21 protein-coding genes and 1 pseudogene are annotated in these 23,797 nt (G+C 63.1%); 17 read left to right on the top strand and 5 right to left on the bottom strand.

Translation table 11 applies throughout. From position 1 onward, the window contains the following. Window positions 1-28 precede the first annotated feature (28 nt). The 5 genes from rpmH (at window position 29) to XALGPE39_RS14725 (ending at window position 4,907) form a co-directional block, all read left to right on the top strand. Window positions 29-169: a 50S ribosomal protein L34 gene (rpmH, locus tag XALGPE39_RS14745; RefSeq protein WP_003469983.1), complete on the top strand. Its 141-nt coding sequence runs from the start codon at window positions 29-31 to the stop codon at window positions 167-169. A gap of 38 nt (window positions 170-207) precedes the next feature. Continuing rightward, on the top strand, window positions 208-645 hold the full coding sequence (rnpA, locus tag XALGPE39_RS14740; RefSeq protein WP_082061917.1) for a ribonuclease P protein component: 438 nt from the start codon (window positions 208-210) through the stop codon (window positions 643-645). Window positions 646-663: 18 nt separating this feature from the next. Continuing rightward, window positions 664-2,391, top strand: a complete 1,728-nt coding sequence (gene yidC / locus XALGPE39_RS14735; protein ID WP_045728825.1) for a membrane protein insertase YidC — start codon at window positions 664-666, stop codon at window positions 2,389-2,391. Window positions 2,392-2,520: 129 nt separating this feature from the next. Further along, a complete protein-coding gene (gene mnmE, locus XALGPE39_RS14730) occupies window positions 2,521-3,864 on the top strand; it encodes a tRNA uridine-5-carboxymethylaminomethyl(34) synthesis GTPase MnmE (protein ID WP_045728824.1) in 1,344 nt (447 codons plus the stop codon). An 86-nt stretch (window positions 3,865-3,950) separates the two neighbouring features. Further along, complete coding sequence (locus tag XALGPE39_RS14725; protein ID WP_045728823.1) at window positions 3,951-4,907, top strand: COG2958 family protein; 957 nt, start codon at window positions 3,951-3,953, stop codon at window positions 4,905-4,907. A gap of 51 nt (window positions 4,908-4,958) precedes the next feature. Here the strand turns inward: XALGPE39_RS14725 and XALGPE39_RS14720 are convergent, their stop codons facing one another. Next, on the bottom strand, window positions 4,959-5,867 hold the full coding sequence (locus tag XALGPE39_RS14720; protein ID WP_045728822.1) for an SDR family oxidoreductase: 909 nt from the start codon (window positions 5,865-5,867) through the stop codon (window positions 4,959-4,961). A 153-nt stretch (window positions 5,868-6,020) separates the two neighbouring features. Here XALGPE39_RS14720 and XALGPE39_RS14715 point away from each other — a divergent pair, with 153 nt between their 5' ends. Further along, on the top strand, window positions 6,021-6,476 hold the full coding sequence (locus XALGPE39_RS14715) for a helix-turn-helix domain-containing protein (RefSeq protein WP_045728821.1): 456 nt from the start codon (window positions 6,021-6,023) through the stop codon (window positions 6,474-6,476). Between the two features lie 61 nt (window positions 6,477-6,537). Here the strand turns inward: XALGPE39_RS14715 and XALGPE39_RS14710 are convergent, their stop codons facing one another. Then, window positions 6,538-7,380, bottom strand: coding sequence for an ATP-binding cassette domain-containing protein (locus XALGPE39_RS14710; protein WP_045728820.1), 843 nt, complete (start codon window positions 7,378-7,380; stop codon window positions 6,538-6,540). A 136-nt stretch (window positions 7,381-7,516) separates the two neighbouring features. On the opposite strand from XALGPE39_RS14710, the gene XALGPE39_RS14705 reads away from it, so the two are divergent. Further along, window positions 7,517-7,915, top strand: coding sequence for an EF-hand domain-containing protein (locus XALGPE39_RS14705; RefSeq protein WP_045728819.1), 399 nt, complete (start codon window positions 7,517-7,519; stop codon window positions 7,913-7,915). A 116-nt stretch (window positions 7,916-8,031) separates the two neighbouring features. Here the strand turns inward: XALGPE39_RS14705 and XALGPE39_RS14700 are convergent, their stop codons facing one another. Beyond that, entirely contained in the window at window positions 8,032-10,008 is a 1,977-nt protein-coding gene (locus XALGPE39_RS14700) for a UvrD-helicase domain-containing protein (protein ID WP_045728818.1), read from the bottom strand. Between the two features lie 134 nt (window positions 10,009-10,142). Here XALGPE39_RS14700 and XALGPE39_RS14695 point away from each other — a divergent pair, with 134 nt between their 5' ends. Both XALGPE39_RS14695 and XALGPE39_RS14690 read left to right on the top strand, forming a co-directional pair. Further along, complete coding sequence (locus XALGPE39_RS14695) at window positions 10,143-10,769, top strand: thymidine kinase (protein ID WP_045728817.1); 627 nt, start codon at window positions 10,143-10,145, stop codon at window positions 10,767-10,769. 133 nt (window positions 10,770-10,902) lie between these two features. Beyond that, a complete protein-coding gene (locus XALGPE39_RS14690) occupies window positions 10,903-11,673 on the top strand; it encodes a sel1 repeat family protein (protein ID WP_235429834.1) in 771 nt (256 codons plus the stop codon). A 168-nt stretch (window positions 11,674-11,841) separates the two neighbouring features. Here the strand turns inward: XALGPE39_RS14690 and XALGPE39_RS14685 are convergent, their stop codons facing one another. Further along, the gene (locus XALGPE39_RS14685; protein WP_045728815.1) at window positions 11,842-13,446 is read right to left on the bottom strand and encodes a glucan biosynthesis protein D; all 1,605 of its coding nucleotides are present in this window, start codon (window positions 13,444-13,446) and stop codon (window positions 11,842-11,844) included. A 216-nt stretch (window positions 13,447-13,662) separates the two neighbouring features. Further along, window positions 13,663-14,475: a bifunctional DNA-formamidopyrimidine glycosylase/DNA-(apurinic or apyrimidinic site) lyase gene (mutM, locus tag XALGPE39_RS14680; RefSeq protein ID WP_045728814.1), complete on the bottom strand. Its 813-nt coding sequence runs from the start codon at window positions 14,473-14,475 to the stop codon at window positions 13,663-13,665. Between the two features lie 87 nt (window positions 14,476-14,562). Here mutM and XALGPE39_RS15860 point away from each other — a divergent pair. From XALGPE39_RS15860 to XALGPE39_RS14645, 8 genes and pseudogenes are all read left to right on the top strand, one after another. Next, window positions 14,563-14,705 (top strand): annotated as a pseudogene (locus XALGPE39_RS15860) (DDE-type integrase/transposase/recombinase); the annotation flags it as partial. A gap of 398 nt (window positions 14,706-15,103) precedes the next feature. After that, complete coding sequence (locus XALGPE39_RS14675; protein ID WP_045729265.1) at window positions 15,104-15,439, top strand: hypothetical protein; 336 nt, start codon at window positions 15,104-15,106, stop codon at window positions 15,437-15,439. A gap of 100 nt (window positions 15,440-15,539) precedes the next feature. After that, complete coding sequence (locus tag XALGPE39_RS14670; protein ID WP_045728813.1) at window positions 15,540-16,649, top strand: efflux RND transporter periplasmic adaptor subunit; 1,110 nt, start codon at window positions 15,540-15,542, stop codon at window positions 16,647-16,649. Then, window positions 16,642-19,746 (top strand): CusA/CzcA family heavy metal efflux RND transporter, encoded by a 3,105-nt coding sequence (locus XALGPE39_RS14665; RefSeq protein WP_045728812.1) that lies wholly within the window; start codon window positions 16,642-16,644, stop codon window positions 19,744-19,746. Before XALGPE39_RS14670 ends, XALGPE39_RS14665 begins: the two co-directional genes overlap by 8 nt. Then, entirely contained in the window at window positions 19,743-21,197 is a 1,455-nt protein-coding gene (locus XALGPE39_RS14660; protein WP_045728811.1) for an efflux transporter outer membrane subunit, read from the top strand. The genes XALGPE39_RS14665 and XALGPE39_RS14660 overlap by 4 nt, the downstream gene beginning before the upstream one ends. 121 nt (window positions 21,198-21,318) lie before the next feature. Beyond that, window positions 21,319-22,047 (top strand): MgtC/SapB family protein, encoded by a 729-nt coding sequence (locus XALGPE39_RS14655; protein ID WP_045728810.1) that lies wholly within the window; start codon window positions 21,319-21,321, stop codon window positions 22,045-22,047. Window positions 22,048-22,091: 44 nt separating this feature from the next. Continuing rightward, window positions 22,092-23,165 (top strand): ATP-binding protein, encoded by a 1,074-nt coding sequence (locus XALGPE39_RS14650; RefSeq protein WP_045728809.1) that lies wholly within the window; start codon window positions 22,092-22,094, stop codon window positions 23,163-23,165. Then, entirely contained in the window at window positions 23,162-23,779 is a 618-nt protein-coding gene (locus tag XALGPE39_RS14645) for a response regulator (RefSeq protein ID WP_045728808.1), read from the top strand. The genes XALGPE39_RS14650 and XALGPE39_RS14645 overlap by 4 nt, the downstream gene beginning before the upstream one ends. Window positions 23,780-23,797: the final 18 nt, after the last annotated feature.

Genomic DNA, 23,797 nt, shown 5'->3' with positions numbered 1-23,797 from the left:
CCCGCCCTATTCAAGTCAGAGCGCCCCGATGGCCACCAAGCGCACCTTCCAGCCCAGCAACCTCAAGCGTAAGCGCGACCATGGCTTCCGTGCCCGCATGGCGACCGCCGATGGCCGCAAGATCCTGGCCCGTCGTCGTGCCAAGGGCCGCAAGCGCCTGAGCGCTTGATTGCTTCGCCGCCCCAGGCGGCGCCTGCAATCGACCCGGTGAATTCTCTCGACCCGCGTAGGCGATTCCCTCGCACTGCGCGGGTTCGCACGTCTGCAGAATACCGCGTCGTGTTCGATACCGCGCGCCGCTGCTCCGAGCCGTTGATGAGCTTGCACTGGCGCAGCGTCACGCATCCGCCGCGACTTGGTCTGGCGGTCTCGCGCAAAGTCGACAAGCGTGCTGTCGTGCGTAACCGGATCAAGCGCGTGTTGCGCGAGGCCACGCGGCAATTGCTGCCGTGGCTGGCGCCAGGCGATTACGTCGTGGTTGCGCGCAGTGCCGCCGCGCAGGCCAGCGGTGAACAACTGCGTCAGGCGTATCTGCGTCTGTTGCGTCGCGCTGGTGCATTGCCGACCCCGACGGCGGACGGCACAATGCCGCCGCCCAATCGTTCTTCGTCCCCCACTTCCACGTCAGAAACCACTGACGGCTGAGCCGAGTTTGCCTGTCCGATGAACCAGACCCGTCTTTTCCTGATCTTCGCCTGGCTGATGGTGGCGACCCTGTTGTGGATGGAGTGGAGCAAAGAACACTCCTCTGCCGCTAGCGCGACCAGCAGTGCCGCCACGCCTGCGCTGCCGTCAGCGTCTGCGACTAGTGCTGGCAGTGCCGGTATGCCGCCGATACCGAGCGCCAACGTTCCCGGTGCAAGCTCTGTCCCAGGCACCACTGCCGAGACTGCAGCGCCAGCGGCGGGCGCGCCACGGGTGACGGTCACCACCGACGTGCTGCGCCTGACGATGGACGGTTTCAGCGTGCTCGATGCGGACCTGCTGATGTATCCGCAGACCCAGCAGTCCGGTAGTCCCCCGGTCCAGTTGTTGACCGAGGATGCGTTGCATCCGTATAGCGCCACCAGTGGTTGGGTCGGCGAACACAATTCGCCATATCCTAATCGTGGCGGCTTCCGTCCCGAACAGCCGGGCAAGGAGTATGTGCTGGCCAAGGGTCAGGACAGCCTGGAAGTGCCGTTTGTGTGGAATGGACCATCCGGGATCAGCATCCGTCGTGTTTATACCTTGCAGCGTGGTCACTACGCCTTGCAGGTGCGCGACGAGATCGTCAACCACGGCGACAAACCGTGGCAGGGCTATGTGTTCCGCAAGCTGAGCCGGGTACCGACCATCGTCAGCCGTGGCATGACCAATCCGGATTCCTTCAGCTTCAACGGTGCGACCTGGTTCAGTCCGCAGGATGGCTACCAGCGCCGGGCGTTCAAGGACTACTTGGCAGATGGTGCGCTCAACCAGACGATCTCCGGTGGCTGGATCGCGGTATTGCAGCATCACTTCTTCACCAGTTGGATTCCGCAAGCCGATCAGCAATCGGTGTACGTGCTTTCCAACGAAGGCCCGCTGCATGTGATCGAGGCGCGCGGCCCAGCTTTCGTCGTGGCCCCTGGCGCGCACGCGAGCACTGAAGCACGGTTGTGGGTCGGCCCGAAGCTGGTCAACCAGATCGCCAAAGAGCACGTGAAGGGACTGGACCGTGTGGTCGATTACAGCCGGTTCTCGCTGATGGCACTGCTCGGGCAGGGCCTGTTCTGGGTGCTCAGCCATCTGCACACCTTGCTCGGTAACTGGGGCTGGTCGATTGTTGGTCTGGTGCTGCTGCTGAAGTTGGTACTGTTCCCGTTGTCCTCGGCGCAATTCAAGAGCGCGGCGAAAATGCGCAAGTTCCAGCCGCGCTTGCAGCAGCTCAAGGAGCGCTACGGCGACGACAAGCAGAAACTCCAGGCCGCGACGATGGAGTTGTACAAGAAAGAGAAGATCAACCCGATGGGCGGTTGTTTGCCTGTTTTGATCCAGATGCCGATCTTCTTCGCCCTGTACTGGGTGCTGGTGGAATCGGTGGAATTGCGTCAGGCACCGTGGTTCGGCTGGATCCAGGATCTGACCGCGCGTGATCCGTACTTCATCCTGCCAGTGATCAACGCAGCGGTGATGTTGCTGACCCAGAAGCTGACTCCCACGCCTGGCATGGACCCGGCGCAAGCCAAGATGATGCAGTTCATGCCATTGGTGTTCGGTGTGATGATGGCGTTTGTGCCTTCGGGTCTGGTCTTGTACTGGGTCACCAACGGTTCGCTGGGTTTGCTGCAGCAGTGGTGGATGAACAAACATCATGGCGAAGCTGCGGCGAGCGTTAGCGTCAAGCCACCTGCCAAAGCCAAGAAGTAAGTTCGCAACGCCCGCCGTCAGGCGGGCAGTGCGCATCTGTGCAATTGCATCTGGTTTTTGTGTCGGCGCGATGTGTGCATCCAGCGGCAGGCGCTGCGCCTGTCGCCGCACGGAGACAAAAGATTCGCCATGTCGAGCTCTGCCAACGACACCATCGCCGCGATCGCCACCGCACCGGGAGCCGGCGGTGTCGGTGTGGTGCGTGTGTCCGGGCCAGCCGCTGGCCGCATTGCCGCTGGACTTGGGCTCGGCAAGCTGCAACCGCGTAACGCACGTTATGCGCGCTTTCGTGATGCGCAGGGCGATACCCTTGATGACGGCATCGCGCTGTGGTTCCCGGCGCCACGCAGTTTTACCGGCGAGGATGTGCTGGAATTACAGGCGCACGGTAGCCCGGTGTTGCTGCGGCAACTGGTCGCGCGTTGTTGCGAACTTGGTGCGCGCCCGGCACGCCCGGGCGAGTTCAGTGAACGCGCCTTCCTCAATCGCAAACTGGACCTGGCCCAGGCCGAGGCCATCGCTGATCTAATCGCCGCCACCGATCTGCGCGCGGCACGCGCGGCACGCAGATCCTTGGACGGTGTGTTTTCGCGTCGGGTCGAAGACCTGGCCGAGCAGGTGATCCGTCTGCGCCTGCATGTCGAAGCAGCGATCGACTTCGCCGACGAAGCACTGGAAACGCTAGGTGGTGCGCAGGTTCGCACCGGTCTGCAACAGGTGCGTGCGGACCTGGCGCAACTTCAGCTTGAGGCCGAGCGTGGCCGTCGTCTGCGCGACGGCCTGCACGCGGTGCTGGTGGGGCCGCCGAACGCCGGCAAGAGTTCCTTGCTCAATGCGTTGGCGGGTAGCGCCCGCGCCATCGTCACCGATATCGCTGGCACCACCCGTGACACCTTGCATGAAACCGTGCGCGTGGACGGGGTGGAGTTAACCCTGGTGGACACTGCCGGCTTGCGCGACGGCGGCGATGCGATCGAACGCGAAGGCATGCGCCGCGCTCGACAGGAACTACAACGTGCCGATCTGGCCTTGGTCGTACTCGATGCGCGAGATGCAGCCGTTGGCCGTGCCGCGGTTGCCGACGCCATTGCCGATGTGCCGCAGCGCCTATGGATCTACAACAAGTGCGATCTGCTGACCGAGGTGCCTGAAGCGTGCGCGGACAGTGTTTACCTTTCTGCCGCCACTGGCAGTGGCCTGGAACAATTGCATCTGCACCTGCGCGCAATCGCGGGTGCCACAGCAGGGGAGGGCAGTGAGGGCGAATTTTCCGCGCGCGCGCGCCACGTCGAGGCGTTACAGCGGTCCTGCATGCACGCGGCCGCGGCGATGGCCGAACTGGAACACGAACGTCTTGAACTGGCTGCCGAGGAATTACGCCTGACGCACGCCGCACTTGGCGAAATCGTCGGTACCTTCAGCGCCGACGATCTGCTCGGTCGAATCTTCTCCAGTTTCTGCATCGGGAAGTGAGATAAGTCCAGCGACATCCACGCATTTAAGTCTGCTCATGTCGCTGTAAAGGGCTATATCATGGAAGCAAGGAATGGAGAAATAACGTGGCGCTGAATCTCTCGAAAGCGGTAGTCGATTATTTACAGGCCAGGCCCGAGGAAAAATTCACTGCCAGGCAGATCGCCGAGTGGGTATTGGCTACTTTCCCTGCGCAGTGCCAGGAAAAACGCGCCAATAGCCGAGGCGACTACATCCAGTCCGATGCGGATTTGGTGCAGCAGCTTGTCGCGGAAATCAGCTCGCAACGGCCGCGCATGCAAACCAAGCATCCGGCGCTGAAAACCACCGAAGGACGACCGCGGAAGTATTACTACTCGGAGAAATCGGACAGTGCCGAGGTGGCCGCCGCCGAGGATGAGGGGACTTTGATAGTCGCAGATGTCGGTACTGCCAAGCTCGTTGAACACGCACTTTACCCTCTGCTTTCACACTATGTCCGGGAAGAGTTCGGTGTTTTTTCCAAACGCATCGACGAGAAGCGCTCATCGAACAAGCGAGGGCCGAATGGAAATCGATGGTTGTACCCGGACGTGGTCGGCATGGAAGACTTGGGTGTGGACTGGCACCAGGAGGTGCGGGACTGCGTGAAGCAGTATTCCGACAAGCGCACCAAACTTTGGTCGTTTGAGGTCAAGCTGCTGATCAACCGCTCCAATGTGCGGGAGTGCTTTTTCCAAGCCGTATCGAATTCCTCGTGGGGTAACTTCGGCTACTTGGTCGCGGCGGAAATCAGTGGGCAGGACACACTGAAAGAGTTAAGAATGCTCTTCGCGCCGCATGGTATTGGTTTCATCAAGTTGGATGTGGACAACCCGGTGGACAGCCAAGTGCTGATTCCCGCGCGTGAACGCGATGAAATTGATTGGGACATGGCGAACCGGTTAGCCACCGAAAATCGAGATTTTCTGGACTATATCAAGTTGGTCAAGCAGTTTTATCAGACTGGAGAGGTGCGTTCGAAGGACTGGGATATGCCCGAAGAAAAAACCTCAAGCCAGTAATGAGATGACGACATGACCAACTTGCAAGATCTAGGCTTGGCTTATTGCAACTCAGTGTTCGCGCTTCGCTAATTGTGCTTGATTAACCCGTAGCCATTGTTCGAATGGCTGCGGTGCCTGCCCGGTGAGCGCCTGGTAATCGCCAGTGACGTTGGCGACGCGGCCAGCAGCGGTATTGCTGTCGAACGAAGCGTAGATGCGCGCGACCGCCTCCGGCATGCCGGCGCCCACCATGCCTTGCACCAACCCTTCGACGGGTACCGGGACCACCTGGATCGGCACGCCCAGCGTGTCGCCCACCAGCGTGGCGATCTCGGTGGTGGTGTAGGCGCGGGTGCCGCTCAAGGTCAGCGTGCGCTTGTCTGTGCTGCCACTGGTCAAGGCGACCGCCGCCGCATGGGCCAGATCGTCGCGGGCAATGTGCGCGATGCCGCCGTCGCCGGCGGCGCTGTACCACTGGCCCGATGCCAGCACCGAGGGCAGGCTCATGAGCAGGTTCTCGAAATACCAATGGTTGCGCAATACGGTCCAGCCGCGCAGGGCGCTGGCGGTGATCGCGTCTTCGGTCCCGGCGTGGTCGGGGGCGAGCAGGAGCGGCGAATTGTAAGGCTCCGGGCAGGAGGTGTAGATCAGATGCGCCACGCCTGCACGTTCGGCGGCGGCGATCGCGGCCAGGTGCTGTTGCAGACGGTGGCCGGGGCGGTCCAGCGCATCGGTGCTGATCAACAGCACTCGGCTGGCATCGGCAAACGCGGCGTCCAATGAGCCGGGGGCGTCGAAATCACCCTGGCGTACCGCGACGCCGCGCGCCGCCCATGCGGCCAGGGTCTGTGGCCGGCGCGTCATTGCCACCACCCGCGATGGCGCGATGTGCAGCGTATCGAGCAGATGCGCCAACACGCGCTGGCCGAACTGGCCGCCAGCGCCGGTAACAAGCAGAGAATCGGACGATACGGACATGATGGAGTCTCCTGCTAACGGGGGAGCGAGGGCATCGGCAAGATGCCGCACAGTGGTCTGGAAAAGGAACCTGGTCTATCGTAGAGACCACTGCCATGTTGTAAAGACGGCACTTTTTCCGCCCCTGATTACCTTGAGGTCAGCACGAGCACCATGGACATTGCTTCAATGCAGGACGATGGCGCGATGGAGCCGCCGCTGAGTCAGCAACTGAACGACTATCGTCGCCAGGGCATGGCCATCGGTCAGTGTCCGGTACGCGACGTGCTGGCACAGATCGGTGACAAATGGAGCACCCTGTTCGTGATGCTGCTGGCCGAGCGCCCCCATCGTTTCGGCGAACTGCGTCGTGCGGTGCCCGACATCTCCCAGCGCATGCTGACCCAGACCCTGCGCGACCTGCAGCGCGAAGGGTTGGTTGCGCGCGAGCTGTTGCCGACCGTCGTACCGGGGGTGCGATACCAACTGACACCGCTCGGTCACTCCTTGAACGCGGCGCTACTGCCGCTGGTGCAGTGGGCCAAGACGCACCATGCGGCCGTGCGCGCCGCGCGTGTGCTGTTCGACGACGCGGCTAGCGCGCGTGTTGCCAGTGTGTCGCGCACTTGAGCCGATGTGCGCAAAGTGTTGAACGTGCCGGCTGCGCTTCAACATGACCCGGCCAGCCTGTTCAATCGTCTTGCGCGATGCTTGCGCAATAATTGATGCCATCGTGGCGTACCCGTACTGGTGCGCCAAACACCGCCGATAACGGTGCGTCGGCGAGCACGGCATCGGGTGTGCCATCGGCATAGACCTGGCCTTGGCGGAGCAGGATCACCCGCTCGATTTCCGGCACGATCTCTTCGATGTGATGGGTGACCAGCACCAGCGTGATGCCCTGAACGGCGAGTGCGCGCATTGTCGTTAGCAGCGCCTGACGCGCGACCAGATCCAGTCCGGTACTGGGCTCGTCCAGTAGCAGTGCTTGCGGCCGATTGACCAGGGCACGCGCGATCAGCACGCGGCGTGTCTCGCCCGCCGATAGTTCCGCGTATGGCCGCTCTAGCAAGGGCAGAGCTTGCACGGCTTGCAGTGCTTCGCGCGCGCGCTCCCGCATCGCCGCAGTCAGCTCGCGGTGCGAGGGCAGCACATGGCTGGCGAAGAACCCGGACAACACCGCACTCTCCACGTCCAAGCCGGGCATTGCGAGCAGGTGGCCACTCAGATCGCCGGTGACGATCCCCAATTGGTTGCGTAGCCGGTCTACCTGCCAGCGGCTCTGCCCCAGTACCCGCACAGCCGGCTCCTCGCCGATACGCGCTAAAGGATAGAGCTCGCGGGTAATCAGTTTGATGAGAGTCGATTTGCCGCAGCCGTTCGGGCCAAGCAGGGCGGTATGCTGGCCGAGCGCGATGCGTAGGCTCAAGGCATGCAGCACGCGAACCTGGCCGCGCACGACGCTGGCGCGGTCCAGCTCGATCAACGGTGGGCCTACTGGGACTTCGGGTGCTTCGGAAGGAGAGGCAGACATGGAACTGGGACCGTTGGATGATCGGAAACGTTCGGCGCGCCCATACCATACGCGAGGCCTGGATCAATGTGTGGTTTCAGCCGCATGCTGTGGCTTATTCACGTATCAGGTTGTCCTGTGGTCCGGAGGTTTAGTGATGTCCGATACAAAAGTTGATGTCCTCGCGAGCGGCTTGCTTGCTGAAAGCCGCCGTGCGCGGCGTTCTGCGTCCGTGCTTGTACTTGGACTGCTGCTCGCATTCGGCGGCAACGCCACCGCTCAGGTCAGCGATACCGCCAGCTACCTGCAACGCATGGACCGCGATGGCGATGGCCGGGTCAGCCTGGACGAATACCTGGATTGGATGAGCTACGCCTTCGATGCCCGCGATCTCGATCACGATGGCGTACTCAGCCCCGCCGAACTACCCGGTGGCCGTGGTCCACCGATCACCCGTGCGCAACACCTGGCAACGCTGACGGCGCGCTTCCACAAGCAGGACAGTAACGGCGACGGTTACCTCAGTGCCAAAGAATTGGTGGCACCCCCGCAGTGAGTGTGGTTGATTCAACTCTCGTCGTCGCTGTGTGGTAACGCGATGCAGCGCGACGATCGTGTCATGCGCGCGAACACCGGTCCATGGCATGGCATTTGAAACCGTTCAAAAAAACCTCAGTCGAACAGCGCCTGGATCGCGGCCAGGCCGGCGTTGGCACGCTCTTTTTTGCGCGCGGCATCGGCGACGGGGTCTGCACCATCGCGTTGCATCTCATCGGCCGGAATCTCGTCGAAGAAGCGACTAGGCTTGAGCCGGATGTGCTCGCCGAATTTGCGGGTCAGCATGCTGTAGCTCATCCACAATTGCTCCTTGGCACGGGTGATACCCACGTACAGCAGACGGCGTTCCTCCTGCAGGTTGCCTTCTTCGAGGCTGACCTCGTGCGGTAGCACGCCGTCTTCGCAGCCGACGATGAACACGTAGCGGAATTCCAGGCCCTTGGAGGCGTGCATGGTCATCATGCGCACCTGATTGCCGCCGTCGTCCTTGTCGTTGCGCGACAGCAATGCCAACTGTGCGGCCAGGTCGCCGACACTGGCGCCGCGCGGGCCGCCTTCGAACCACTTGGCCAGTTCCTCCAGATTGCCACGGCGACGCTGGAAGCTGGCGTCGTCCTTGCACTGGTTGCGCAGTTCGCGGATCAAACCGGATTGCTCGGCGAGCTGGCGTACCACGTCGGCCGAGGAGATGGTGGTCGAAGCCGCGCGCAGCTCGTGCAGAATATCCACGAAATCGCTCAGTCCATTGGCCGCACGTGGCGGCAACTGTTGCAAGGCACCGACCGATGCAGCCGCGCGCGACATCGGCAGATGTTTGGCCGCCGCCAACTCGGCCAACTTGGCTAGCGAGGTCGCCCCGACCTCGCGCTTGGGGGCCTGCACCGCGCGCAGGAACGCGGCATCGTCATCGGGATTGACCATAAGACGCAGCCACGCCAGCACGTCTTTGACTTCCTGCCGTTCCAAAAACGCGGTGCCGCCGCTGATGTGATACGGCACAGCGGCCATCTGCAACGCTTTCTCCAGCGGCCGCGACTGAAAATTTCCCCGGAACAAGATGCAGAAGTCGCTCCACGGCACTTGCTTGGCGGTCCCCAGATACGCGATCTCGGCGGCGACCTTCTCCGCTTCGTGGTCACTGTCGCGGCATTCCCACACACGGATGCGCTCACCGTCGGCCTGGTCGCTCCACAAGGTCTTCAGGTGTTCATGCGGGTTGTGTGCGATCAGCGCATTGGCTGCGCGCAGCACGCGGTTGGAACAGCGATAGTTTTGTTCCAGCTTGATGATCTGCAGCGTCGGGTAGTCCCGGCCCATCTGCATCAGGTTTTCCGGATTGGCGCCGCGCCAGGCGTAGATGCTCTGGTCGTCGTCACCCACGCAGGTGAAATTGCCGCGCGGACCGGCCAACATTTTCAACAAACGGTATTGCGCATCGTTGGTGTCCTGACTCTCGTCCACCAACAGATAGCCGATGCGCTCGCGCCAGGCCATCACGATGTCTTCGTTGCCCTCCAGTACCTGCACGGGGAGCCGGATCAAATCGTCGAAGTCCACCGCGTTGAACGTCGTCAGCCGTGCCTGATAGCGTGCGTACAGGCTGGCTGCTTCCTGTTCGCGGTTGCTGCGTGCCGCGGCCATCGCCTGTTCCGGCGATAGCCCGGCATTTTTGGCACGCGAGATCAGATTCTTGGCATCGTCGACGGCATCGGGCTTGGCGCCGGGCATCAGATCCTTGATCTGCGCGGCGGCATCGTCGGCATCGAAGATCGAGAAACCGCGTTTCAGGCCCACCGCGGCATGCTCGATCTGCAGGAACTTCAGTCCCAGCGCGTGGAAGGTGCAGATGGTCAGGCCGTCGGCGGCATCGTTGCGGATACGCTTGGCCACGCGTTCGCGCATTTCCTTGGCGGATTTATTGGTGAAGGTGATCGCGGCGATGCGCTTGGCCGGGTAGCGCCCGCTCGCGATCAGGTGCGCGATCTTTTCCACGATCACCCGAGTCTTGCCGCTGCCGGCGCCAGCCAGCACCAACAGCGGTCCCTCATCATGCAGGACCGCGGCGCGTTGGGGAGGATTGAGACCTTGCATAGAAATTTCCCTTGAGCGCGTATTGTAACGGGCGCCGGCCTGCGTCACCGCCTGCATCGTCGCGCGCTGGCTGAACCGGTTTCCAGTGCTAGCTGGTGCATGGAATGCGCCGCGTCCGCGCTAGAATCCAAGACATGGCAAAACTGTATTTCTACTATTCGGCGATGAATGCCGGAAAGACCACGACGCTGCTGCAGTCGGCGCACAACTACCGCGAACGCGGCATGCGCACGGTCATTCTCACCCCAAGGCTGGACCATCGGGCCGGCAGTGGCGTGGTCGCCTCGCGCATCGGCCTGCGTGCCGATGGCAAGGGCTTTGCGAACGAGACTAACCTGCTGTCCTTGATCGAAACCGACATCGCCAGCCATGGCACGCTGCATTGCGTGCTGGTGGACGAAGCCCAGTTCCTCAACCGCGCCCAGGTCTGGCAACTCAGCGAGGTGGTGGACCGGCTGCGAATCCCAGTGTTGTGTTATGGCCTGCGCACAGATTTTCGTGGCGAACTGTTCGAAGGTAGCCAGTCCTTGTTGGCCTGGGCGGACGAGTTGCAGGAAATCAAGACCATCTGCCACAGCGGTAGCAAGGCGACCATGACTGTGCGTGTGGACGACAATGGCCGCGCGGTACAGGATGGGCCACAGGTGGAAATCGGCGGCAACGAACGCTACGTGTCGGTGAGCCGTGCCGAGTTCAAAAAGATCATGCGTGGCGAGGACCGCATCGATCCGCTGCAGATCGCGCCGTCGCGATCATTCTGATCATAAGCGGCCAGGCAACAGCAACAGCGCACAATACGCCAGTTTTCCTGCGGATCTCTATGCCATGAGTTATGGATGCGCATGCGCCAGATGTGTGTAGAATCGCTCCCACCACACTCATAGGAAGAGAAAAATGCAATCCTGGAAGAGAGGGGTACAACCGTTCAACGCAATGGTTCTTAGCAGCGCGGTATTGGCCTGCGCACTTTTGCTTGCCTCGCCCGGCGCATTTGCTGCGGCCACGACAGAGCGCACATTCGACGATATTCCGGCACAGGTGCTGACCGATGGCTTCCTCGAAGCGCACCTGGATCTGTTCTATCGCCGTGCAGGCATCCGCGCCGACAAAAAGGGCGACTATGCTGAGGCTAAGAAACAGTATCAGTTGGCTGCCCGCTACGCCGACAAGCCATCGCAGGCGCGGTTGGGCGAGATGTATTGGCAAGGCCAGGGCGTGGCGTCCGATCATGCAATGGGATTCTTGTGGATGGCATTGGCCTCCGAGCGCGGCTACGAGGCTTTCAGTGCGCGCAAGATGGAATACTGGAACCAGCTCACGCCGGAAGAGCGCAAACGCGCGACCGACCTCGACAAGCAGATGCTTGCCGAATATGGCGATCAAGTAGCCAAGCCGCGCCAGGAGGCTGTCCTGCGCCGTGAAGCAATGAGCAGCACCGGCAGCCTGCTCGGTCATTCCGGTGCTGGTGCCTTGTCGATCAACGGCCCGCGCGGTGGCAGCATCGATCCAGAAGTGTTCTACGCCAAACAGTTCTGGGAGCCGTCGGCATACTGGAAACTACAGGATCGGGTCTGGGACGGGCGCACGCCAGGTCGCGTCGATATTGGCGACGTCGAAGACATCAGCCAGAAAAGCGCCTCGCCACCGGCACCGAGTAAACCCTGAGGCGGTTGCGTCGCCATTGGCCGCGCGTTTGCACGCGCGGCACCTCAGCCTCCACATTGCTTCGCCCTCCTGTCGTGTGAGGAGGGCGACTTCAGCCGCGACCACCAGTGCGTCAGCGCAAACGACGATCCGCACGTTGTTTTGTGTAATGCCTTTCCTCGTGCCGGATCAATACAGCTTGCGCTCGGCGGCAGGCGGCGGTGTCCATTGGTACAACCAGGTTTCGGTTAGCGTGCTGCTGCCACTGCGCAGGAACAGGCGAATATCGATCTGCTCGGTACCGTCATCCGGCGGTACGACATCGAACATCGCGCGATAGCCGGCGATCTCGTGCAGCGGTCTGGCCGATACGATTTCGCTGCGACCTCGGCTGAGCTGCAATACGGCTTCGACCTTGGCGTCTTTTTCTTTGCCGAGCTTGGCTAGTTCGCCACCGGCGAAATCCACGGCAAAACGCCAGGAAAAATACTGGCGCTTCTGCCCCGCGACCCCACCCAGGCCGGTACGGCTGGCAACGCAATGCGCCAACGACGAGGATGCCGGCGGCTGCGCACCCCAGTACAGGCGGTAGCCGAACAGCAGTTCCTGGCCTGGTTGAGGTTTGTCCTGCGGATTCCAGAACGCGACGATGTTGTCGAAGGTCTCATCGACTGTCGGAATTTCCACCAGTTGCACGGAACCCTTACCCCAGCCGTGCTTCGGTTCCACCCACAGGCATGGACGTTTCTCGTAAAAAACCCCATCGTCCTGGTAGTGATCGAAATTGCGGTCGCGCTGCAGCAGGCCAAAACCGCGCGGGTTCTGGTCCACAAACATGTTGAAGCGCAGATGCGGTGGATTGCACAACGGCCGCCAGATCCACTCACCAACACCTGTCCACATGGCTAGACCGTCGGTGTCGTGGATTTCCGGGCGCCAATCCCAATCCATGCGGCGATCGTTCTCGGCGGTCTGATACATGCTGGTGCAAGGCCCCAATCCCATCCGTTCGATGGTCTTGCGCGGATACAACGCGGTGTCGATATCCATCAGCAACACATCGCCGTTGGTGATCGCGAAACGGTATGCACCAGCCACGCTGGGCGAATCCAGCAGCGCGTACACCACCACCGTATTCGAATTGGCCTTGGGTTGCTCCAGCCAATACGCGATGAAATCGGGAAATTCTTCCGGCGTGCCGGTCCCGGTATTGATTGCCAGACCGCGTGCGGACTGGCCGTACTGGCCTTCCTTACCCACTGCGCGGAAATAACTGGCACCGAGGAACGCAGCGAAATCGCGCTCGGTGTCCTGCTTGGTATTGAGACGGAAACCAGCAAAACCCAGGTCATTGGGCAACGATTTGCCTTTTAGGCCACTGCGGCCGTAATCGAACGCCGCGCTATCGTAGGCCAGTTGCTGCGCCTGCCCATCGACCAGGTCGAACATCTGCACCGGGGTTTTGAAGTACAGCCCCAGATGGAAAAACTTGACCTGAAATTTTGGGCCTTGCTCTGCCGCCCACAACGCATGGTCCTGGCGGTAGCGGATCGATTGATACTGGTCCCAATTCAACGCCGCCATTGACGCCGGTAGTGCCCGTTGATGGCTCTGGTATGGCGCGTTGGCGATGGCCTGGGCATGGCCCTTGAGCCAGGCATAGTCGAATGCTTGCGGCTTGCCCAGGCGGCGCAGGCCAACGGCATCAGCGGCCTGTCCCAACATCGGCATCGCTGGCAAACCCATGGCGGCGAAGGCGGCGGCGGCATTTTTGAGAAAATTGCGTCGTTGCATGAGCCTGGTCGATAAGCCAAGGAGAGACGTCCATCATAAGGTCATCGCCTCCTTAGCACCTCACCACGGTTTAACCTGAGCGTGCGGGTGCTGCGCATCGTCACCGAAGCCTGCGCATGCGCAGCAAGCTCGCCGCAGCATGGTTTCCGGATCGGCACCGCGAGTGCTGCTTCGCTAGGTTGCTGCGTGAGCGTGACCGTCAGTACCAACGTCGCCTCAGCGCTGGCAGTGCCCGCACCAGACGCTGGCGCGCTGGCCGATGCTGGCATGTCGCAGAAGACGTCCGCAGCGCTTGCAGGGTTCACCCTCGCGACCGTAGACCGACAACTCCTGTTCGAAATACCCCGGCGCGCCATCTGGACTGATGAAGTCGCGTAGCGTCGTTCCGCCGCGCTGGATCGCGTAACCAAGAATCGCCTTGGCCGCCTCGGCCAGGCGCGCGTAGCGTGCGCGCGACACCTCGCCGGCGGCGCGTAATGGACTGATGCCCGCCTGAAACAGACTCTCGGCGGCATAGATGTTGCCGACGCCGACCACGATGCGTTGATCCATCAAGAACGTTTTGACCGGTGCCTTGCGGCCGCGACTGAGCTGGAAGAGATAATCACCATCGAACGCATCCGATAGCGGTTCTGGCCCCAATTCGGCGAGCAGTGGATGCAACGTATCAGGCGCTTGCCACAGCAAACAGCCGAACCGACGTGGATCGTTGAAGCGCAGCACACGGCCATCCTCCAGGCTGATATCCACATGATCGTGCGTGCGCGCTGGCGTATCACCGGGCAGCACGCGCAGGCTTCCGGACATGCCTAGGTGCAAGAGCGCACTACCTGCTGCGGTTTCCAGCAACAAATATTTGGCTCGGCGATGGATACCGACGATACGTTGTCCCGGCAACTGCTGCGTGACCTCCGGCGGGATCGGCCAACGCAGATCCGGTCGCCGCAGAATCACGCCGTGGATGCGCCGGCCTGCCAAATGCGGTTCCAGGCCGCGCCGGGTGGTTTCGACTTCGGGGAGTTCAGGCATGAGCGTGCGGGTTGGGCAAGCGATGAAGAGACATTATCCGGGCACTGTAGCACCGGAGGTTTCGAAGTGAACGTACCGCATAGGCTCTGGGCGAGTGATTTCATGTTTATTCGTACACACGATGTCTGAATATATCTAGCGGTTGTGCTCGACTTTTTTCGAGGCAAGTCGTCGCCTGGGCGATGTGTGATCGCGCCGATACCGACTTCGTCTTTCAGGCTCTCAAATCACCGGGCGATTCACCCCTCGCCTGACACCCGCCCACACGATACTTTGGTATAGCGCAGACATGCTGATGTGCATGCGCAGATGCCTCACGCATGCTGGTGCACCTCTGCCTGGCATGCCAGACTTTCCGTCTCGCAACGCAGCGTGACGCGGGCCGTCAGCCACAGGTCGTAAGCCCCCATTCGTCGGCAATGCGTCATCTGACATGGCCGCTGTTGCGGCCACTTTCTTTCAGCCCACCGGAGATCGCCATGGACCCCGACCCGCATCGACGCGGCGCCATCGCCGCACTCCGCTCGCATTCTTTTCGCCTGGTAATAGCCTTGCGCTGACCCGGAAGACGCCCGTTGCCGTAGTGGTCGCGGTGTCCTTGCCGGCTATGCGCCGCAAGGAGGTCGTCATGTTCCTGTTCTTCTCCCGTCGTTTCCGCCTGCAACGCGGATTGCAGCGCGCTCTGCGCGCGGCCGTCGCCATGCGTCGCACCGAGGCGCTGCGCTATCTGCTGGCCGCACATGGCCCGCGCGCTTTCGCCAAGGCCATGTCCGCACAGTCCGCGCGGGTGCTGGCCGATGCGTTGTCGCTGCTGCCGCTCGATGATCGCATCCGTGTCCGTGCGCGCTTGTCGCATGCGGCGCAACGTCGCCTGCATGCGATCGGTGTATCCACTGTGACGTCGAAATGGAGTCACGCGGCGTTGGCCTGGTGGCCTTGTGCATCGCTCCTGCGTCGCAACTGAACCTCGCAGCGCCATCGCTGCTGATCGTATCTCGTCAGTCTCTCTTCCCACGCCAGATCGCCATGCGGCGCTGGCTCTTGCCATGGTGAGTGCCGTTTCAATGTATTGCTCTCGTGTTTTGTTGCTCATCGCGTGCGTGGTTCCGTTGCTCGCCGCCTGCCACGCGCATCCGCAGGCGGCGGACAGTGCCTCTGCCGTGTTGCGTCGTGGCACGCAATTGCGCGTTCCACCACAATCGCCGTTGCGCGGCGCGCTGCGCATCGGCACCGTGGTACGACGCCCGATGACGCCGACCATCCAAACGCCTGGGGTAGTGGAAGCGCTGCCGGAACGGCTGGTGAAACTGGTGGCGCCGGTCAGTGGACGCATCGTCAACCTGGCGCATGGACTCGGCGACTCGGTGAAAGCCGGCGAGCCGTTGTTCGTGATCGACTCGGTCGATCTGGCCAATGCCTATGCCGAGGATGGCAAGGCGCAGTCGGCGCTGCGCCAGGCGCAACGTGAGGCGCAGCGGCAACAGGCTTTGCTGAGTGGCGACGTCGCCACCAAGAAAGATGCCGAGGCGGCGCAACTGGATCTGGCCCAGGCACAGGATCAGGCGCGTGCCGCACGCGAACGTCTGGCTCAGCTTGGCGTCGATCCGCTGGCCACTTCGCACCGGCGCTATGCGATGCGCTCGCCGATCAATGGCCGCATCAGCGATATTGCCGTGTCGTTGGGCGGTTACTGGAACGACACCACGGCGACGGCGATGACGGTCGCCGACATCTCCAAAGTCTGGGTGAATGCTCAGGTGACTGAGCGCGATATCGGCCAGGTGTTTATTGGACAGCACGCGCAGATTCATGTCGATGCTTACCCGGATACGGCATTCGAGGGCACGGTCCAGCACATCGCCGATCTGCTCGATACCGATACCCGCACATTGACCGTGCGCATTGCCATCGACAATCGCGATGGTCGCCTCAAACCAGGCATGTTCGTGCGTGTCGGCTTGGCGGCGCGGTCGCGCTCGGCGCTGCTGGTGCCGACGACCGCTTTGATCCAGTCCGGGTTGACGACGCGGGTGTACGTGGAGACGGCGCCGTTCGTTTACGTCTCGCGTGTGGTGACCACTGGCGCAACGCTGGGCAGCGACACCGAGATGATGACCGGCCTGACCCAGGGCGAGCGCGTGGTGATCGGCAATGGAGCGCTGCTCGATGATTAAATCCATCGTCAGCGTCTGTTTCCAGCGGCGCGGCATCGTTTGGTTGGTGTTTCTGGCGGTCGCGCTCTATGGAGCGTGGAGTTGGACGCAATTGCCTTTGGAAGCCTATCCGGACATCGCCGACGTCACCTCGCAAGTGGTCACCCAGGTTCCGGGGCTGGCGGCGGAGGAGGTGGAGCAGCAGATCACCGTGCCATTGGAGCGCGCTTTGCTGGGCACGCCCGGCATGGAGGTGCTGCGCTCGCGCAGCGTGTTCGGCCTGTCGCTGATTACGGTGGTGTTCGCCGATGGCACGGATGGTTACTTCGCCCGGCAACGCCTGCAGGAGCGGCTCAACGAGGTCACGCTGCCCTACAACGCCGCGCCTGGCCTGGACGCCTACACCTCGCCGACGGGCGAGATTTATCGCTATACGCTGGAGTCGAAGACCCGCAGCCTGCGCGAGCTATCCGAATTGCAGACCTGGACGGTTATTCCACGGCTGAAGAAAGTGCCTGGCGTGGTCGATGTCAGCAACTTCGGCGGCCTCACCACGCAATTCATGCTGGAGCTGGACCCGCAACGTCTCACCCAATACGGCTTGAGCCTGCAGCAGGTCAAGGATGCGATCAACGCCAACAATGCCAATGGCGGTGGCAGCGTGATCGATCGCGGCGAGCAAAGCTACGTGGTGCGTGGGGTTGGCCTGCTGCATTCGCTGGAAGACATGGGCGCTGTCGCGGTGACAACGCGCAATGGCGTGCCGGTGTTGGTACGGCAACTGGGCACGTTGCGCTACGGCAATGTCGAGCGTCGCGGCATTCTCGGTAAGGACGCCAATCCCGACACCATCGAAGGCATCGTGTTGCTGCTCAAGGACGCCAACCCTTCGGCAGTGCTGGACGGCGTGCATGCGGCGGTTGCCGAACTCAATGCTTCGCTGTTGCCCAAGGACGTGAAAGTGGTGGCCTACCTGGACCGCACCGCCCTGATCGATGCCACGCTGCACACGGTTGGCTCGACCCTGGTCGAGGGCATGCTGTTGGTCAGCGTGGTGTTGTTGCTGTTTCTCGGTAGTCCGCGCGCGGCCGCCATCGTGGCCTTGACCGTGCCGCTTTCGCTGCTGATCGCCTTCGTGTTTATGCATCACCTGAAGATTCCAGCCAACTTGCTATCGCTGGGCGCCATCGATTTCGGCATCCTGGTCGATGGTGCGGTGGTGTTGGTGGAGAACATCCTGCGCCAACGCGAGGCCGATCCGTCGCGGCCGTTACAGCCGCAGGACGCCATCGCGGCAACCTTGCAGGTGGCGCGGCCGATCTTCTTCGGCATGGGCGTCATCATCTGCGCCTACCTGCCGCTGTTCGCGTTGCAGCGCATCGAGTACAAGCTGTTTTCGCCGATGGCCTATGCGGTCGGCGCGGCCTTGCTCGGTGCGCTGGTCGTGGCGTTGACGTTGATCCCGGCACTGGCCTGGCTTGCCTTCCGCCGTCCGCGTCCGGTGGCGCACAACCGCGTATTGCAAGCGCTGACAGATGCCTACGGGCGCTTGCTGGCGCGCAGTGTCGGCGGCAGGCGTTGGCTGCTGGTCAGTTGCGCTGGTGCGTTGTTGGCGTTGGGCCTGCTGGGCGGCAGCATCGGCCGCGACTTCCTGCCGTATCTGGACGAAGGCTCGCTGTGGTTGCAGGTGCAGATGCCGCCGGGAATCACCCTGGACAAAGCCGCGACGATGGCCAATGCGTTACGGCGTGCCACGCTGGCGTTTCCGGAAGTCAGTTACATGGTGACTCAGACCGGACGTAACGATGACGGCACCGATTACTGGACACCATCGCACATCGAGGCCAGCGTCGGCTTGCGCCCGTATGCGCAGTGGCGGCCCGGGCTGGACAAGCAGAGTCTGATCGCCGCGCTCGCCGCGCGTTATGCGCGCATGCCCGGTTACACCATCGGCTTCATGCAGCCGATGATCGACGGTGTCCAGGATAAGTTGTCCGGCGCGCACGGCGATCTGACGGTGAAGGTGTTCGGCGACGACGTGACCCAGGCGCGGCAGATCGCCGAGCGGATCGCCGGGACGCTACGCACGGTGCCGGGTGCGGCGGACGTGACGGTGGATGTGGAGCCACCGCTGCCGAACTTGAAGATCGAAATCGACCGTGCCGCCGCCGCGCGCTACGGCATCAATGCCACCGACATCGCCGATCTGATCGCCACCGGTATCGGCGGTAGTCCAATCGGCCAACTCTACGTCGGTGAACGCAGCTACGCGATGACCGTGCGCTTTGCAGCGGCCACGCGCGACACCGTGCAGACGATCGGCACGTTGATGCTGACCACGCCCAGCGGCGCCAAGTTGCCGCTGTCGGCGGTGGCGCATCTGCGCACGGTGTCGGGCGAGAGCGTGATCGTGCGCGAAATGGCCCGACGCAACATCGTGGTGCGGTTGAACGTGCGCGGTCGTGATTTATCCGGATTCCTGCAGCAGGCGCGCGGCGCGATCGCGCAGCAGGTGCGGTTCGATCACCAGCGCTTCCAGGTAGTGTGGGGCGGTCAGTTCGAAAACCTGGAACGCGCCCAGGCACGCCTGCTGGTGATCGCGCCGATGACCCTGGGCATCATGTTCCTGCTGTTGTTCGCCAGCTTCGGCAACCTGCGTCAGCCGTTGCTGGTGTTGGCCGCGGTGCCGTTGGCGATGCTCGGCGGGCTGGCCGCATTGCACCTGCGCGGGATGACCTTGAACGTGTCCAGCGCGGTTGGTTTCATCGCCTTGTTCGGCGTGGCCGTGCTCAATGCGGTGCTGTTGCTGGCGCAGATCAACCGCTTGCGTAACGAGGAAGGCAAGCCGCTGCGCGAGGCAGTGATCGAAGGCGCGCGCAGCCGCATGCGGCCCGTGCTGACCACCGCCACCGTGGCCGCGTTGGGGCTGACCCCGGCGATGTTGGCGACTGGCCTGGGTAGCGATGTGCAGCGTCCCTTGGCGACGGTGGTGGTCGGTGGACTGGTCACCGCCACTGTGCTGACCCTGCTGTTGCTGCCGTCGTTGTATCACTTCATCGAAAGCATGGCCGCCGCCCGCGCACAGCGTGCTGCGGTGAGCGCAGGAGATGCCTCATGAGCACTTGCCGCATCGCGCCCGCGTTGCTGTCCCTGGCCCTGCTTGGCGGTTGCCGGGTGGGTCCGGATTTCGTGCGCCCGCCGCTGCCGAACGTGGACCGCTACACTGCCGCGCCGTTGCCGCCGCAGACCGTCGCGGCAGCGGACCCGGCGGGTGCCGCGCAACACTTGTTGCCAGGTGAAGCGGTGCCGGCACGTTGGTGGAGCGCGTTCGCCTCGCCCGCGCTGGACACGCTGGTGGACGCCGCACTGCAAGCCAATCCGGATCTGCAGGCGGCCGACGCCGCATTGCGCGTGGCGAACGAAACCGCAGCGGCGCAGCTCGGTACTCTGGTGCCGGCGGTCGATCTGCAAGTCAGCCCGCAGCGCCAGCGGCAGGCGGGCAGTAGCCCATACACCTTGCACACCGCGCAGGTGAACGTGAGTTACGTGCTGGACGTGTTCGGCGGCAATCGCCGGCAACACGAGGCACTGGCGGCGCAGGCACAGGTGCAGGGTTTTCAACGTCAGGCCGCGTACATGAGCCTGACCAGCAATGTCGTTGCCACCGCGATCCAGGAAGCCGGCTTGCGTGCGCAGATCGATGCGGCGCAGGCGCAGATCGCGCTGGCGCAGCGGCTGCGCGTGTTGTTCGCGCGTCAGTACGCCGCCGGTCAGGCCAGCGGTGCCGATCTGGCCGCGCAGGATGCGGCGCTGGCCCAAGCGCAGGCCGTCTTGCCGCCGCTGCAGCAGCAACTGGCGCAGCAGCGCGCCCGGCTCGCGGTTTTGGCCGGGCGGCCGCCCAGCCAGGACATCGCGCAACGCTTCACGTTGGAATCGCTGCACTTGCCGAGCGCGCTGCCGTTGAGCGTGCCGGCGCAGGTACTGGAGCGCCGCGCTGACGTCGCGGCGGCGCAAGCGCAATTGCATGCGGCTTGCGCACAGATCGGTGTTGCCACCGCCGCGCGTCTTCCCAGCCTGTCGCTGAACTGGAACATCGGCAGTTCCGCCGCAGAAGTGCAGCATCTGTTCGAGGGTGCCAGCGCGCAGTGGTTGCTCGGTGCCGACTTGATCGCCCCGCTGTTCCATGGTGGCAGCCTGCGTCACCAGCAGCGCGCTGCCGTGGCCGCCTACGATCAAGCCAAGGCCCAGTACCGCAGCGTGGTGCTGACCGCACTGCAGGACACCGCCAATACCTTGCAGGCGTTGCTGAGCGATGCGCAGACGTTGCAGGCCGCGGTCGCGGCGCGCACCGCCGCCGCGCGCAGCTTGGCGTTGGCGCAGCGTCAGCACGCGCTGGGTGCTGGCAGCGGCCTGCAGGTGTTGCAGGCCGAACAGGTCGAGCAACAAGCGCTGGCTGCGCTGGTGCAGGCGCAGACCCAGCGCTATGCCGACACCGTTGCGCTGTTCCAGGCGCTGGGCGGCGCGCCCCCGGTGGCCGACGATCCAGCGCCGCAGACCGCCGCGCGTTGAATCACGCACACCTAGCGCTGCAGATGCCACACCAACCCGGCATCATAGGCATCCCGGAACTGCCCATTTCTTATCCCGGAGCCATCATGATCGATCCTCTCGTCCTGCGGAATGCGCCCTGATGGAAGCGCTGCGCCTGTTCAATCCCGGCTCTTTGCTGGATACCTTGGTGAGCCTGTCGGCCGCGTTCGTGCTCGGCGCGATCATCGGCTTCGAGCGCCAGGTGCGTCAGCGCACCGCCGGGTTGCGCACCAATACCCTGGTCGCGGTCGGCGCGGCGATTTTCGTCTCCCTTGGCGACCGCTTGTTCGAGATCCACGGTGGCCCCCAGGGCGCGGTGCAGGTGGTGGCGTATGTGGTTTCGGGGATCGGCTTTCTCGGTGCCGGGGCGATCATGAAAGAGGGCGCTAACGTCACCGGGCTCAATACAGCGGCCACCTTGTGGGGTTCGGGCGCGGTCGGTGCCTGTGCCGGTGCCGGGCTGATTGCCGAAGCGGTGCTGGCGGCGGCCTTCGTGTTGCTCAGCAATACCTTGCTGCGACCGATGGTGAACCGGATCAACCGGCATCCGTTGAAAGAATCCTCGGTCGAAGCCACCTACATGTTCTATGCGATCTGTGCGCGCGAGGTACATGGCGAGGTGCGCGAACGCTTGATCGAATTGCTGGAGGAGGCCCATTACCCGGCGCGCGAAGTGGAACAGCATCCGTTCGGACACGAGGACGTGGAGATTGCCGCGACCTTGTACGCCACTGCGGTGCGCGCCGAGGAATTGGACGCGGTGGTCCAGCGCCTGGAAGGTGAGCGCGGTGTCCAACAGGCGTTCTGGAACGCCGGTGCCGAAGGCTGAGCAGCCGTGTCCGCGTCCGCTCCTTCAACCTTGCCGTGGTGCCGATGATCGCGTGTTTCAAGCCATTGCCGATCCACCGTCGCCTGCTCGGTCTGGCCGCGCTGAGCGTAGTGTTGGCGGTGATCTTCTTCGCCGACACGGTCACCGATTATGCGGTGGCCGCACCGCTGTTCTACACCGTGGCAATCCTCGGTGCGGCGCGGTTGCTGGCGCCGGCCGGGCTGGCACTGCTGGCTGGCACCTGTGTGGTGCTGATTGTGCTCAGCTTCCATCTGACCCATGCCGGTGCCTACCGCGTCGGCGTCATCAATTCGGCCATCAGTATCGTGGTGGTGGCGGTGACCGCCTCCATCGCAATGCAGATGGAACACGCCAAGGCCGCCGCGCATGCGGCGCAGGCGCAATTGCTGCGGTTGGCGCGCGTGCGTAGCTTGGGCAACCTGACCGCGTCGATCGCGCACGAGGTCAACCAACCGCTGGCGGCGATTGTCACCAGCGGTCATGCCTGCCAGCGCTGGCTCGACCAGCAGCCGCCAAATCTGGACAAGGCGCGCGCGGCGTTGATGCGCATCCTCGCCGATGCCGAGCGTGCCGGCGAGGTGATCGCGCGGGTGCGCAGCCTGACCAAGGGCGAAGCGCCGCAAAAGCGCGCTTTCGACCTCAATGCCGCCGTTGCCGAAGTGCTGGCGCTATCGCATGGCGAACTGGAGCGTAATGCGGTCACGGTGCAAACCGAGTTGGCCACCGCGCTGCCGCTGGTTTCGGCCGATCCGGTGCAAATCCAGCAAGTGATCGGCAACCTGCTGCTCAACGCGGTCGAGGCGATGGCGGCCACGCCGCCGGCACAGCGCACGCTGCGCATCGTCACCGAACGCGAGGATGCCCGCACGGTACGGCTGAGCGTGGCCGATGCCGGCGAGGGCCTGTCGGCGCAAGCGCAGGCGCATCTGTTCGATGCGTTCTGGACCACCAAACAAGGCGGCATCGGCATCGGTTTGAGTATCAGCCGCAGCATCGTCGAAGCTGGCGGCGGACGGATCTGGGCCGAGCCGGGCCGCCTGCGTGGCGCGGTGTTCTGCGTGTGTCTGCCCGCTGCTGCGAGCGGAGCGCGATCATGAGCGCCGCCGCGCCGCGTCCGGTGGTGTACCTGATCGACGACGACGCCTCGATCCGCGCCGCCCTGGAAGACCTGTTCGCCTCGGTGGACTTGCAGGTGCATGCGTTCGCCTCCACGCGCGATTTTCTGGCGCATCCGCAGGCCGATGCACCGGCCTGCCTGGTGCTGGACATCCGCATGCCCGGGCAGGGCGGCATGGAGTTCCATCGGCACATGCGCGAGGCGGGACTGGCATTGCCGACGATCTTCATCACCGGCCATGGCGACATCCCGATGAGCGTGGAGGCGATGAAAAACGGGGCGATCGAATTCCTGACCAAACCGTTCCGCGATCAGGAGCTGCTCGATGCAATCGAACACGGCATCGCCCGCGACCGCGCGCGGCGCGACGCCGAAGCCGCGCAAGCCGAGTTGCGCGCGCGCTGGGCGCGGTTGACGGCCGGCGAGCAGGACGTGGTGCAACTGGTGGTGCAGGGCTTGTTGAACAAGCAGGTGGCATCGCGGTTGCAACTCAGCGAGATCACCGTGAAAGTGCGGCGTGGCCATGCCATGCGCAAATTGCAAGTTGGCTCGTTGGCGGAACTGGTACGGCTGGCCGAGCGGCTGGGGTTGTAGACGTACAGTACGCGGTGT

This window comes from Xanthomonas sp. GPE 39 (assembly GCF_000963005.1).
In the GTDB taxonomy this organism is placed as follows: Bacteria; Pseudomonadota; Gammaproteobacteria; order Xanthomonadales; family Xanthomonadaceae; genus Xanthomonas_A.
Note: the sequence above shows the minus strand (reverse complement) of the source record. Positions and strands in the feature narration are given on the sequence as shown.